The following is a 13,046-nucleotide window of genomic DNA, read 5'->3' as shown; positions in this document are numbered from 1 at the left end:
ATCATGAGTATATTTGTTAAGCTGGGCTGGTACTTCAAGCGGGAATGGAAAATCTACCTGGTTGGTTTATTTGGCTTGCTGCTGACGGCACTGGTCGGAATTGTTCCGCCACGAATCATTGGTAACTTGGTCGATTCAATTCATGATGGAAAGTTGACAGCTAAATATCTCATTGGTTTGCTGATTGTCCTGACAATTGTGTCTTTTGCCCAATATGGCGCCCGGTATTTGTGGCGAACCGCTATTTGGGGAGAAGCTGCTAAATTGGAAAAAGTGTTGAGAAATCGATTGTTCTTTCATTACACCAGCATGGATCATGAGTTTTTCCAACGATACCGAACTGGGGATCTGATGGCTCATGCTACCAACGATTTGTCAGCTATTCAGCGAGTTGCCGGTGGTGGAATTTTACAGTTTGCCGATTCTATGATTACTGGTGGAACGACTTTGATTGCGATGATTACGCTGATTGATTGGCGTCTAACGTTAATCGCAATTGTCCCGTTCCCACTATTGGCAGTGATGTCCAGATTCTTGGGAAGCAAAATGCATGTTGCATTCAGAAATTCTCAAGCTGCTTTTTCACGACTGAATAATAAGGGTGAAGAAAGTATTACGGGTATCAAGGTGATTAAAGGCCTTGGTCAACAGAAAGAGGATATGCAGGATTTTGACAATCAAGTTGCCAAAACCATCAAGATCAACCGACGGGTAAATTATCTTGATTCGCTGTTTGATCCAATGACGACAATGATTATTGCATTATCCTATGTGATCACGATCGTTTACGGTGGTTACTTGGTCACAAACGGCACGATTACAATCGGTTCTCTGGTTTCCTTCGTTTCGTACTTGGCAATGATGATTTGGCCGATGTTTGCCGTTGGAATGCTGTTTAACACGTTGGAACGTGGAAATGCCAGCTATGACCGGGTGATGGACCTGATTAATGAAAAGACGAAAGTAATCGATGATCCAAATGGTGTGACCACGCAGCCAAAAGGTGAAATTGATTATGATATTAAACGATTCTCTTATCCGAATGATAAACGAATTGCATTGGAAAATATCAACTTTAAAGTTCCATCTGGCAAAACGGTTGGCTTGGTTGGTAAGGTTGGTTCCGGGAAAAGTACGATTCTGCGGCTCATCTTGCGCCAATTTGATAACTATGAAGGGACAATCAAGTTTGGCGGAATCGACATCAAAAAGTATAAGATGGATGCTCTAATTCCCGCGATTGGTTATGTCTCACAGGATACCTTCCTATTCTCTGAAAGTATTCGCGAAAATATTCGTTTTGCCCGTCCTGATGCAACTCAGGAAGAAGTTGAAGAAGCTGCCAAGAAGAGTGATCTTTATGATCAAATTCAATCGATGCCGGATGGCTATGATACAGCCGTTGGTGAAGAGGGAATTTCATTATCCGGTGGTCAGCGACAACGACTTTCGATTGCCAGAGCATTATTGATCAATCCTGAATTATTGATTTTGGATGATGCTTTGTCGGCGGTTGATGCGGAAACGGAAACTCAAATTTTGGAAAACCTCCACGCAGAACGTTCGGATAAAACAACGATTATTTCTGCTCATCGGCTAAGTTCGGTCATGAATGCCGATGAAATATTGGTTATCGATGACGGCAGAATTGTGGAACGCGGAACGCATGATCAACTCATGCAGCGTGGTGGTTGGTACCATGAAATGTTTGAGCGTCAAGAATTGGAAACCAAAGTGAAGGGAGGCAACAAGTAATGGCCAGTTCATCAAAGCACCAGTCTGCTTGGTCGAAATCAATTCCGGTTAGACAACAGATGCATATTATTTGGCGGCTGTTTAAATATGCTGCCCCCTATAAATGGTATTTTTACTTTTCAGTTGTGTTTGCGATTGCGGTTGCCATTGTCAATATTCTCTTGCCAAGAATCATTCAGACTTATATGGATAGTCACTTGGTAGTTGGCAACGTAGACTTTGAAATGATGTGGTTCTTTGCCGGCCTATACTTCTTTGGGATGCTGACGAAGGCCGTGATGCAGTTTGCTCAAACCTATCTTTATGAGATGGGGGCTGAGTATATGCTTGAAAACACCAGACGCAAACTGTTTGCAAAACTGCACACCTTGGGAATGCGATATTTCGATCAAACGCCCAGCGGTTCAATCCTGTCTCGATTGACAAATGATACCATGGCGTTCGCAAACTTTTGGGCGTTGTTCAGTAGTTTGGTTGTCACGATTTCGGCAATGGTTTCGTCATTTGTGGCAATGTATTTCGCAGATACCAAAATAGCGTTGTGGCTGTTAGTATTTATGCCGTTTCTATTTGTAACCGTTTGGTACTATCAGCGGTATAGTACCCGGGTTTATCGACGGATGCGGGAACGCTTGAGTCTGTTAAACGCTAAATTGGCTGAAGGAATTACCGGTATCAGTGTGGTTCAGCAGTTTCGTCAAGAAAAACGGATTAATCATGAATTTAGCGAAACCAACCAGCAGTATTACGATACCCGGCAGGCGATGATTCGGATCAACTCCTTACTGTTGAATCCAATTATTAACTTGTTTTATGCATTAGGAACAGTCTTGGCATTGGGGATGTTTGGTGTTCGCGGTCTGCATGGTTACGTTGCTGCCGGTATCATTTACGCATTCATCACCTATCTGTCCAACTTCTATAACCCAATGTCTCAAATGATGGATCGTTTAAGTGACTTCCAAGATGGTGTGGTTGCCGGTTCTCGAGTCTTACGGATTATGGATGATCAAACCTATGAACCTCAACAACACGTTGACCCCAAGGCAACCATTACCTGTGGGAAAATTGAATTTCGACACGTGACATTTTCATATGATGGTGAAAATGATGTTCTTCATGATATTTCATTTGTTGCCCAACCTGGTCAGACCATTGCACTAGTTGGTGAAACCGGTAGTGGTAAGACGTCGATGATTAATATTTTGATGCGCTTTTATGAATTTGGTAAAGGCGAGATTTTGATTGATGATCGGGACATTCGGGATTATTCTATCCAGGAGCTTCGTAAAAAAATGGGACTGGTTCTCCAGGAACCATTCATGTTTTATGGAACGGTTGCATCAAATATCCGGATGTTTAATAAAGAAGTAACCGACCAGGAGGTTCGCGATGCCGCCCACTTTGTTCAAGCAGATCGATTCATTGAAGACCTACCTGACGCATATGATTCTCGAGTGATCGAACGGGGAGCCAGCTATTCCAGTGGTCAAAGACAGTTGATTTCCTTTGCTCGGACATTGGTAACTGATCCGAAGATCTTAATTTTGGATGAGGCAACCGCAAACATTGATACGGAAACCGAACAGATTATCCAAACCGGGTTGGCACGACTCCAAGAAGGCCGAACGACAATTGCAATTGCCCACCGACTTTCGACCATTCAAAATGCGGATCTGATTTTGGTACTTGAATCAGGACGGATTGTTGAACGGGGAACCAATGATGAATTGTTGGCCAAGCATGGCTTTTATTATGATATGATTCAACTTCAAAACTCAGCTCATCTTGATTAGAGTGCCCAGCAAGCGGCCGAGGTTGGCTTGCGTAGCACGTTTAGGCAAAAAAAATGCACTCCGGAATGAAATCCGAAGTGCATTTTTATATTATAGCAATCGATTATTGAATCTCAATTTGTCCGTTGTCTTCGTGAGTATCTGCAGCTTTTGGCAATGTGATGGTTAATACACCATTCATTACTTGAGCTGAGATGTTGTCACGATCGACACCCGGTAATTCGTAAGTTCTGGACATTACGCCATGGCTGCGTTCGCTGGCAACGACACGGCCTTTTTCGTCCTTCTTTTCAGAATCACGTTGTTGGTCAATACTGATTGCCAAGTCTCCATGTTGATATGCCAAGTGAATGTTCTTCTTATCAATGCCTGGAACATCAATCTTCATAACATAATCCTTGTCATTTTCGGTAATGTCGGTCTTCAGATCACCATTTACCATGTAGTCATTGTCTGCATCAGTTGGGGTGAAGAAGCGACGTGCCAAAGTATCAAAGAATGGATCCATTGCGAAACGGTCATTAATTCATTTGCCATAATATCTATCTCCTTTGTTGATTATTAATAAGATACGTTAATAAGCGTCAAAGGTGGTGGGACGGGGTCTTTGAATCACGTTCCCCCAAATGAAGCTTTACTGAAGTTTCAAAAGCTAGTTGCCTGCATCCCTACCAACCACTCCAAAACTTTAATTAGTCAATATCAATATTTCCAGTTGTATCTTCGCTTTCAGTTAGCTTTGGTAATGTAACGTTCAAAACACCATTATCAATGTGGGCTGAAATATTTTCACGGTCAACACCAGGTAATTGATAGCTTCGTGACATTACGCCATGACTACGTTCACTGGCAATAACCTTGCCATTTTCATCTTTTTGTTCATTTGAATGTTCTTGGTTGATGTTAACTGAAAGAATGCCATCTTGATAATTCAGATGGATGTTGTTCTTGTCAACACCTGGAACATCAATCTTCAATGAGTAATCCTTATCGTTTTCGTTAATATCGGTCTTTAAATCACCGAAGTTTTCGTAATCCTTGTCGAAATCAGAAGGGCTAAAGAAACGATGAGCCATACGATCGAAGAACGGATCCAAATCGAAACGATTCATTAATTCATTTGCCATAATACCAATCTCCTTATTTTCGAAATTTATTAGTCGAGGTAACGGGAAACGATGCTTCATTCTTTTGCTCCTCCTTTACCTTTCATCTTCTATAGTAATCAGTTTTAAACAGAATGCCAGCATTTAGCAATCGAACGCTTAGAGTGCTAAAAATGTGCTGAACTGTGATTGATTTGATATGGTTTCGGACGCCACCAACCGCGTTGCTTCAGTAAATATGCTATGCTAAAGAAGTAAATAGAAAAGCAGAGTGAAGGTTAATGATGGAACGGTTGATCCCACAAAAACAGATTTGGAAAATGATTTTGATCCTGATTGTCACAATGATGTTGACTTTAATGTTGTTTCTAACCGAATTTTCTGCGCGGTTATCACCCGCATTGTTGAGTCAAAATAATCAGCCAACCCAACAAGTAGATGCAAGCCCAACTCCTGCCTATAATCCAAAAATCAATTTCCACTGGCCGTCAAGGACGATTTCCTATCATATTACTCACAACACGCCCGCCCATTTTCGTCGTGCTTGGCGGCGGGCAGTCAAAGCTTGGAATGCCGTGAATGTGGTTGATTTGATCTCCACTAATCATTACCAAAAAGCTGATATTATTTTAGGTGTGAAGAATTCCTACCATAGTGGTGGCGGGACCGTTGAGAATATTTCCGGCGGTGTTGTGGGTTATACCAGCGAAGAATTTGGTCATGTCAACGGTGTGCCATTATTTGTGCATCAAAACAAGAGTTACTTAGTGATCAGTTCGATGAAGCAGGCTCACTATGATGCTGTCAATGAACAGGCGAGTGTGGCCATGCATGAGTTGGGCCATGATCTCGGTTTGGAACACAGTGACAGTCCACATTCAATCATGCAGCAGGCAGCCCCAACGTACTTGTATAGTATTCCAGAAGTGGATGCCAAGCATCTTCAGCAGTTATATAAAGGCATCTCATAACTGGGTCAAAAAAAGCGTGAGTCCAAATATGGATTCACGCTTTTTTGAAAGTTTATAAAGTTATTTGATTCACGTCTTAGGCAGCTAACAAAATTCCTAGGGAATAGTGAATGATCATCGTAACAATTCCGACGATAACGTTTCGAATAATAGCTGTTTTAACTAATCCATTTCCAAGTCGGGCACTCAGATATCCGGTAATCCCAACTGACAAACAAACTGCCAGGATAGTTGCCGGCCATTGATAGGCGACTGGTGATAATGTCATTGCGACAAGTGGGAAAACACCACCCGCTGCGGCTGAAAATAGTGATGAAAATGCAGCGTTCCAAGGATCCATGTAATGTCCCAGATTCAAATCATATTTAACGTTGACGATTGTTTCCAGAGGCTTTTTACTCATTAAATCCTTGGCAATCTTATCAGAGGTTTCCTTTGAAACTCCTTGATCAACGTAATAATCGGAAACGACTGTCAGATCATTCTCATAATCTGTCTTTAAAAGTTTTTCTTCTTTTGCGACAACTGACTTTTCAGTATCCTTTTGGGTACTAACTGAAGCATATTCTCCTGAAGCCATTGAAAACGCGCAGGCAAGCAAATCGGCAAGCCCAGCGATGAAAATTGTAAATTGATTGGTTGTTGCTACGGCAACACTGAACAAAACACCAACAACGGTTAAGATACCATCATTTGAACCTAAAACGCCGGCTCGTAATGTGTTCAGCTTCTCTTCCATTGTTTGTGAATCTTTATTATTCTTGGATTTAGCACTGTCCATGCCAGTTCCTCCCATCTGTGATTAATTTATGAACCAATTAATGTTCCGATTGTGTAGGTAACCAACATGGTTAAGACACCGGAAACAATATTTCGAATCATTCCACGAGTCTTGTTGGCATTTCCCAATTGGGCAGCCGTGTATCCCGTGATTGCCAAGGCAATCACCACAGCGATAAAAGTTGCTGGAATTCGGATGGCTTTTGGAAACATTGTGATTGCTAATAGTGGTAGAATTGAACCTGTTGGAAATGAAATCATTGAAGCAATTGCGGCTGAAAGTGGGTTGGTATATTCACCAACGTTAAATCCATACTTTTGGCGGACAGTTGTTTTGACAGGATCTTTCGTCATCATTTCTTTAGTGGCTTGATGAGCCAGGTCCGTTGAAATTCCATCTCCCATGAGCTTGTGCTGAACGGTGTTAAACTCATTGTCATATGCTGAATTTAACGCAGCCTTTTGAAGACTGATGGCGTGACGCTGTGAATCCTTTTGGGTATTAACAGAAACAAATTCACCCATTGCCATTGAAACAGTCCCGGCGAGCATACCTGAAATACCAGAAATAAAAATTGCAAAATTGTTTGATGTCGCACCTGCAACACCGATAACGATACCAGCAACAGAGACAATGCCATCGTTGGCACCCATTACTGAAGCTCGTAAGACGTTAATTTTTTGAGAAAGCGATCTTTTTTTCGCCATTGTTTCACCTGCTTTGTAGTTTATAATCATTATTATCTAACGGCTTATATTCTAACCCATTAGTATTCAAATGTAAATTAAAAATACTGATATAATCGTATTTTTGAGCTGAATATCAAAAATAATCAAAAGAAAGCGCTAAATTAGAATAGCTATCAAATAATTAGCTAGACGTGATGAATTTAAAATTAGGAGAACATACAATGACCAATTCCATTCTAGAACAATTGACTCATCATAGAAGCATTCGTCACTTTGAAAATAAATCTTTAAGTTCAGAGCAGGTTGCCCAACTGGTTGATGCGGCTCAGCATGCATCGACCAGCACTTTTTCGCAACAGTACTCTATTATAAGTGTGACCGATCCGGAAACATTAAAACAGATTGCTAAAATTACGGGCCATGGCTGGATGTTAAACGCCGGCCATTATTTTGTGATGATTGCGGATCAGTATCGGAATCTGAAAATTGCTCAACAAAATGATGCGGACGCATATATTCTCCATACGACTGATAAGTTCTTAGCCAGTACTTTTGATGTGGCAATTGCCACTGAGAATATCATGGTTGCCGCTGAAAGCATGGGCCTCGGCGGAACAATCATGGGAAGTGTTTTGAATGATCCCCGAAAAATGATTGAGCTGTTGGATTTACCTGAATTGACTTTTCCACTATTGGGAATTGCTCTTGGTTATCCAAAAGACAAACCAGAATTGAAACCCAGGCTGCCAAAGTCAGCATTTCACTTCAGTAATCACTACAATCTGGGTGGAAACTTTCAGCCTGAGCTTTTACAGTATGATCAGCTGGTAAGCGAATATTATAAGGAACGAAGCACAAATGACAGAACGGAAACCTTTACCCATCATATTGTTTCCGAGTTGAGTCGAGGCCACGATGTTCGATCCGATCTGTTTGCGATCATTCGCGAACAGGGGCTTATGTTACATTAAAAGATTATGAGTAAAAACAGTTGACTTTTAAGGTATTAAACATTACATTATTAGGTAATCGATTGACAGTCATTTTGAATTTCACAATGTTGAAGAGAAGAGTAAGTTGATATCTCGGTAAAGCGACCACCGATAGTGAAAGGGTGGAGGGAATCAGCTGAAAGTGCGCTCGGAGTTGTGCGTTTGATATTAAATATGTATTTTAACGAGGCATCTTGAATTCTTTGTTTAGGATGCGAATAAAGGGTGGAACCACGGTAATTCGTCCCTGACAGCTGGCTATGCCAGTTGTTGGGGATTTTTTACGTTCAAATGATTGTTTAATAAATTTATGAGGAGATGATTGAAAATGAGCAGCTGGACTATTATCCAACAAAGCTTACCAGTGTTTATCAAGGGATTTGAACTGACCCTTTGGCTTTCACTTATTGGCATAATTGGATCCATCATTGTTGGATTAATTGTGAGCCTGCTTCAATATTTCAAAGTACCGGTTCTTCATCAGATTGCATCTGTCTACGTTGAGATATCAAGAAATACACCGTTGTTGATTCAGCTATTTTTCCTGTATTACGCATTCCCGGTTATTGGCATCAAATTTGGTGCCGAACTTTGTGGCATCATCGGATTGGTCTTTCTTGGCGGCAGTTACATGGCAGAAGGCTTTACCGGAGGCTTTAACGGTGTCTCCAAAGGTCAAATGGAATCCGGCAAGGCCATTGGGCTCAGCCGCTGGCAGCTTGCCAGATACATTGTCTTCCCACAAGGATTTTCATTAAGTGTTCCGGCAATGGCCGCTAATGTTATCTTTCTGATTAAGGAAACTTCAATTTTTACGGTGATTGCGATTCCTGAACTAACCAACACCGCGTTGGACTTGATTGGGATGTATTATCGTTCCAATGAGTACCTGTTTGTGCTTGTTATCGGTTATGCAATTATCTTGATTCCATTATCAATCGTTTTGACTTTACTAGAAAAGAGGGTTCGCTATGGATCATTCGGGAATTAGTGTTTTATTCGAAGGAACCAATTTTCAACGGCTGCTCGGCGGACTCTGGGTAACAGTTAGAATTGCGGCAGTCGCTTTGATTATCGGCTTAATTTTAGGAATCATGTTAGGGGTTTTACGAACGTTTAAGAATCGGCCGCTCAGAGTGATCTTGAGACTGTACCTTGAATTTTTCAGAATTGTTCCAACCGTTGTATTGCTATTTTTGTTCTATTACATTCTGCCGCGCCAGATGAATTTTAATTTACCAGGTGATCAATTGGCCACTTTGGTATTCGCATTGTGGGTTGCAGCAGAAATGAGTGATATTGTCCGTGGGGCACTCATCTCAGTTCCCCAGCATCAAAAAGAATCCGGTAAAGCAATTGGACTCAATCGTTATCAGTTGTACCGATATGTTCTGATCCCCCAAGCAATTAGCCTGGAAATTCCTGCGACCATTAACTTGGCCACCAGGGTGATCAAAACAACCTCATTGCTGATGCTGATTTCGGTCATGGATGTGATTAATATTGGTCAGCAAATTATCGAAGCTAATAATCACAGTCATCCAACTGGGGTATTCTGGGTTTACGGATTAATATTCCTGTTCTACTTTTTGATTGATTATCCACTTTCCTGGTGGGCAAAACGATTAGAGAAGAAGAGATTGGAGAGGGCAAATGGCTGAGCAGATATTACGAGTTGAACATCTAGAAAAATCTTATCAAAAGAAACATGTTTTACATGACATCAACTTTCATGTCGACAAAGGTGAAGTGGTGACGCTGCTGGGGCCATCCGGGTCTGGTAAGAGTACCTTGATTCGCTGCTTGAATGGATTGGAAGAATATCAGAAAGGTACCATTACTTTTGAGGGGAAAGAGATTGTTCCAACTGAGAAAAATTGGCAGCAGATTCGCCAAAAGATTGGCATGGTTTTCCAAAGTTACGATTTGTTCCCCAATCTGACCGTGATGGATAACATTTTGTTAGGTCCAACCAAGGTTCAAAAGCAGGATAAATTTGCTGCTAAAAAAGAAGCTCTGGATTTATTGAAGCGGGTTGGCCTGCAAGATTATGCCAACGTTTATCCACGCCAACTTTCCGGTGGCCAAAAGCAGCGGGTAGCGATTGTTCGTGCGCTTGCCCTTCATCCGGACTTCATGTTGTTTGATGAAGTAACCGCATCTCTGGATCCGGAAATGGTTCGCGGTATTCTTAATATCATTCAGGATTTGGCGGATGTTGATCATATGACAATGATTGTCGTGACCCATGAAATGAACTTTGCCCAGCAGATTGCCGACAAAGTGATTTTCCTGGAAGACGGTCACATTTTGGAGCAGACACCATCAAAACAGTTTTTCAGTGCACCACAAACCAAACGCGCACAAGAATTTTTAGACAGTATGGACTTTTAATTAAGGAGGAATTATTTCATGAAGAAGAGATCATTAACCAGATTAATTGCCGTTGTCAGTGTCTTCGCAACTTTATTATTGGTGTTGGCCGGCTGTGGGAACAGCAAGAAGTCAAGCTCACAAAGTAATAATCCGAGTTCCGTTCAACAAATCAAGAAAAACGGAACTATTCGGATTGCGGTTTTCGGTGATTTGCCACCTTATGGTTGGGTTAACAAGGATGGTAAACGAGTAGGTTACGATGTCACCTTGGCACACCGGGTTGCTAAAGACCTGGGTGTAAAGGTCAAGTTTGTTCAAGTAAATGCCAACAACCGTGTGGATGCATTAAATTCCAACAAGGTTGATTTGGTCCTTGCCAACTTTACGGTTACTCCGGAAAGAAAGCAGGTTATTGACTTTGCCAAGCCTTACATGAAGGTTTCCGTTGGAGTTGTTTCACCTAAGAGCAAGCCGATCACCAGTGCCAGCCAGCTTAAAGGCAAAAATGTGATTGTTACCAAGGGAACCACTGCTGAGAACTACTTCACTTCCAAGCAGCAAAATGTGAAATTGCTGAAGTTTGATTCCAAGACACAACAATTTAACGCTTTGAAGAATGGCCGTGGAGTTGCCCTTGCGGATGATAACTCATACTTGTACGCATGGTCAAAGAACAATCCTAAGTACACGGTTGGAATTAAGAGTATTGGACCAAAGTCTTACATTTCACCAGCTGTTAAGAAGGGCAACAAGTCACTCCTTAACTGGACCAATAAAGAAATCAACAAGTTAACCAAAGAAAGCTTCTTCGTAAAAGATTACAACTCACAATTGAAGCCATACTTTGGCAAAGAAGTTAAACCATCAGATATTGTTTTACCAGTTAAATAAATTCATTAAGCAGCCAGAGTTTAATTGTGGCTGCTTTTTTGTGATTTTGATGGGCTTCTCGATCATTAAAAACAAATTAGAGTTGACGAGATAATATTAATATGTTTTAATGTATTCAACATTTCAAGAAAGGAATTATACCAATGAATACTCAACTTCAACAACTGAATGCCTGGTATTACGGCTATGCATGGTTTAAGTAGCGCTCGTGAGATGCGAGCGCACAACGCGTTCGCGTCTAACCTGGGCAAAGTCGTAACTTTGTTGTTGCCAGCTAGACGCTAGAGTCTAGCTGGATGGGTATAATTTCTTAAGCGAGTGAATAAGAAATCAGCCAGCTGGATTCTAATATCCAGCTGGCTTTTTATTTACTTACATACTTGGGAGTGGTTACTATGACAAAATCAAATAAAAGAAGATTATCAATGGCACTATACCTGAATTACCTGGTTCACGGGATCGGATTAATTATCCTAACCCAGAATATGCAGGCCCTGGGCGGTTTCTGGCACGTTCCAATTGCGACTGTTTCTTATGTCATTTCTGGGATTGGAATTGGTAAGTTGATCGCCTACTTCTTGTTTGGCTACTTATCAGATCGTTTTGGCCGGAGAAAGTTGGTATTGACCGGTACATTGAGCTACATGGTATTTTTCATTGGGATTCCTTTTACCCATAACATCGCCATTGCGTACCTGTTTGCGATTGTTGCGGGGGTTGCCAATTCGGCACTGGACTCCGGAACTTACCCAACCTTTGTTGAAATGGGCGGTAATTCAAGTGCTTCAAATGTCTTCATTAAGGCCTTCATGAGCTTGGGTGAATTCATTCTTCCACTATTTATTGCGACCTTGGAAGCTCGTCAATTATGGTTTGGATGGTCATTTATTGGTGCACTGCTTGTCTTAGTCGTCAACCTGTTTGTCCTTCACGGTGCGCACTTTCCTGACAGAAACCACACTGATGAAGCGTTCAGTCAGGCTCACCAGTCACTTTCAAAAGCCCGCAGAGTTCTTGCAACCATCGCCCTGGCCTTGTATGGCTATACAACAATGGCCATCATGATCCTGTTTACGCAATGGATTAGTATGTTTGCAACGAAGGATCTTGGATACACCTCACTGGTTTCACATGGATTATTGTCGCTTTACAGTATTGGTTCCATCAGTGGGGTGATTGTGATGTTTACCTTGCTTAAGTTAAGCATTCCGGAAACCAAACTGTTGGTGGTCACGAATACAATCTCGCTGATTGCCTTGTTACTGGTCACCAACGCTTCAAACGTTATGTTGACATCAATTGGCTACTTTGTATTTGGATTCACGGCTGCTGGTGGGGTTATGCAGATTGCCCTCAATGTGTTGCTGAAGATGTTTCCAACCCATAAGGGTGTCATTACCGGAACTTACTTCACTTTTGGGAGTATTGCGACCTTTACGGTTCCAATCGTAACCGGAATCCTATCGAAAACTAGTATTCGATCGGTCATGGACTTTGATGTCATGATCGGAGTTATTGGAACTGGATTAGTGATTGTGACTTCCCTTGCTATCGGTACCGGCGGTGTATTCGCCAACGTCGGCCATTCGGTTGTATCATTCTTGCATATTGGCGCAAGCCCACTTGGTCAAGGACAGTCTAAAGATGAATAGCGACAAAAAGAGGAAACTGCAAACGTTGCAGTTTCCT

General features: G+C 41.7%; 12 protein-coding genes and 1 pseudogene. 9 read left to right on the top strand and 4 right to left on the bottom strand.

The annotated features are described in order from the left end of the window. Positions 1 to 3 precede the first annotated feature (3 nt). Together LKE01_RS01840 and LKE01_RS01835 are read left to right on the top strand one after the other, a co-directional pair. Positions 4 to 1,755 (top strand): ABC transporter ATP-binding protein, encoded by a 1,752-nt coding sequence (locus LKE01_RS01840; RefSeq protein WP_056983065.1) that lies wholly within the window; start codon positions 4 to 6, stop codon positions 1,753 to 1,755. Continuing rightward, positions 1,755 to 3,551: an ABC transporter ATP-binding protein gene (locus tag LKE01_RS01835; RefSeq protein WP_056983067.1), complete on the top strand. Its 1,797-nt coding sequence runs from the start codon at positions 1,755 to 1,757 to the stop codon at positions 3,549 to 3,551. The genes LKE01_RS01840 and LKE01_RS01835 overlap by 1 nt, the downstream gene beginning before the upstream one ends. A 103-nt stretch (positions 3,552 to 3,654) precedes the next feature. Here the strand turns inward: LKE01_RS01835 and LKE01_RS01830 are convergent. Beyond that, a pseudogene (locus LKE01_RS01830) lies at positions 3,655 to 4,088 on the bottom strand (Hsp20/alpha crystallin family protein). A gap of 155 nt (positions 4,089 to 4,243) precedes the next feature. After that, positions 4,244 to 4,678, bottom strand: a complete 435-nt coding sequence (locus tag LKE01_RS01825; protein ID WP_056983069.1) for an Hsp20/alpha crystallin family protein — start codon at positions 4,676 to 4,678, stop codon at positions 4,244 to 4,246. 260 nt (positions 4,679 to 4,938) lie between these two features. Here LKE01_RS01825 and LKE01_RS01820 point away from each other — a divergent pair, with 260 nt between their 5' ends. Continuing rightward, positions 4,939 to 5,628, top strand: a complete 690-nt coding sequence (locus LKE01_RS01820; RefSeq protein ID WP_056983071.1) for a matrixin family metalloprotease — start codon at positions 4,939 to 4,941, stop codon at positions 5,626 to 5,628. 76 nt (positions 5,629 to 5,704) lie between these two features. On the opposite strand, the gene LKE01_RS01815 is transcribed toward LKE01_RS01820, so the two are convergent. Further along, positions 5,705 to 6,409, bottom strand: a complete 705-nt coding sequence (locus LKE01_RS01815) for a VIT1/CCC1 transporter family protein (RefSeq protein ID WP_054768754.1) — start codon at positions 6,407 to 6,409, stop codon at positions 5,705 to 5,707. A 26-nt stretch (positions 6,410 to 6,435) separates the two neighbouring features. Then, positions 6,436 to 7,116: a VIT1/CCC1 transporter family protein gene (locus LKE01_RS01810; protein WP_056983073.1), complete on the bottom strand. Its 681-nt coding sequence runs from the start codon at positions 7,114 to 7,116 to the stop codon at positions 6,436 to 6,438. A 203-nt stretch (positions 7,117 to 7,319) separates the two neighbouring features. On the opposite strand from LKE01_RS01810, the gene LKE01_RS01805 reads away from it, so the two are divergent. The 6 genes from LKE01_RS01805 (at position 7,320) to LKE01_RS01780 (ending at position 13,009) form a co-directional block, all read left to right on the top strand. Continuing rightward, the gene (locus LKE01_RS01805) at positions 7,320 to 8,069 is read left to right on the top strand and encodes an NADPH-dependent oxidoreductase (protein WP_054768752.1); all 750 of its coding nucleotides are present in this window, start codon (positions 7,320 to 7,322) and stop codon (positions 8,067 to 8,069) included. 349 nt (positions 8,070 to 8,418) lie between these two features. Then, a complete protein-coding gene (locus LKE01_RS01800) occupies positions 8,419 to 9,081 on the top strand; it encodes an amino acid ABC transporter permease (RefSeq protein WP_056983075.1) in 663 nt (220 codons plus the stop codon). Then, positions 9,062 to 9,751, top strand: a complete 690-nt coding sequence (locus LKE01_RS01795) for an amino acid ABC transporter permease (RefSeq protein ID WP_054768751.1) — start codon at positions 9,062 to 9,064, stop codon at positions 9,749 to 9,751. Before LKE01_RS01800 ends, LKE01_RS01795 begins: the two co-directional genes overlap by 20 nt. Further along, a complete protein-coding gene (locus LKE01_RS01790; RefSeq protein ID WP_054768750.1) occupies positions 9,744 to 10,484 on the top strand; it encodes an amino acid ABC transporter ATP-binding protein in 741 nt (246 codons plus the stop codon). The genes LKE01_RS01795 and LKE01_RS01790 overlap by 8 nt, the downstream gene beginning before the upstream one ends. 18 nt (positions 10,485 to 10,502) lie before the next feature. Then, positions 10,503 to 11,357, top strand: a complete 855-nt coding sequence (locus tag LKE01_RS01785; protein ID WP_054768749.1) for a transporter substrate-binding domain-containing protein — start codon at positions 10,503 to 10,505, stop codon at positions 11,355 to 11,357. A 395-nt stretch (positions 11,358 to 11,752) separates the two neighbouring features. Next, positions 11,753 to 13,009 (top strand): MFS transporter, encoded by a 1,257-nt coding sequence (locus tag LKE01_RS01780; protein WP_056983076.1) that lies wholly within the window; start codon positions 11,753 to 11,755, stop codon positions 13,007 to 13,009. Positions 13,010 to 13,046: the final 37 nt, after the last annotated feature.

Source organism: Lentilactobacillus kefiri, assembly GCF_007989105.1.
In the GTDB taxonomy this organism is placed as follows: domain Bacteria; phylum Bacillota; class Bacilli; order Lactobacillales; family Lactobacillaceae; genus Lentilactobacillus; species Lentilactobacillus kefiri.
This window is presented reverse-complemented; position numbering and strand designations above follow the sequence as displayed.

Bases quoted from the DNA above. Each gene is read 5' to 3' on its own strand.
- LKE01_RS01795 (WP_054768751.1), top strand. From the start codon at position 9,062: ATGGATCATTCGGGAATTAGTGTTTTATTCGAAGGAACCAATTTTCAA.
- LKE01_RS01835 (WP_056983067.1), top strand. From the start codon at position 1,755: ATGGCCAGTTCATCAAAGCACCAGTCTGCTTGGTCGAAATCAATTCCG.
- LKE01_RS01780 (WP_056983076.1), top strand. From the start codon at position 11,753: ATGACAAAATCAAATAAAAGAAGATTATCAATGGCACTATACCTGAAT.
- LKE01_RS01815 (WP_054768754.1), bottom strand. From the start codon at position 6,409: ATGGACAGTGCTAAATCCAAGAATAATAAAGATTCACAAACAATGGAA.
- LKE01_RS01790 (WP_054768750.1), top strand. From the start codon at position 9,744: ATGGCTGAGCAGATATTACGAGTTGAACATCTAGAAAAATCTTATCAA.
- LKE01_RS01820 (WP_056983071.1), top strand. From the start codon at position 4,939: ATGATGGAACGGTTGATCCCACAAAAACAGATTTGGAAAATGATTTTG.
- LKE01_RS01825 (WP_056983069.1), bottom strand. From the start codon at position 4,678: ATGGCAAATGAATTAATGAATCGTTTCGATTTGGATCCGTTCTTCGAT.
- LKE01_RS01810 (WP_056983073.1), bottom strand. From the start codon at position 7,116: ATGGCGAAAAAAAGATCGCTTTCTCAAAAAATTAACGTCTTACGAGCT.
- LKE01_RS01800 (WP_056983075.1), top strand. From the start codon at position 8,419: ATGAGCAGCTGGACTATTATCCAACAAAGCTTACCAGTGTTTATCAAG.
- LKE01_RS01785 (WP_054768749.1), top strand. From the start codon at position 10,503: ATGAAGAAGAGATCATTAACCAGATTAATTGCCGTTGTCAGTGTCTTC.
- LKE01_RS01840 (WP_056983065.1), top strand. From the start codon at position 4: ATGAGTATATTTGTTAAGCTGGGCTGGTACTTCAAGCGGGAATGGAAA.
- LKE01_RS01805 (WP_054768752.1), top strand. From the start codon at position 7,320: ATGACCAATTCCATTCTAGAACAATTGACTCATCATAGAAGCATTCGT.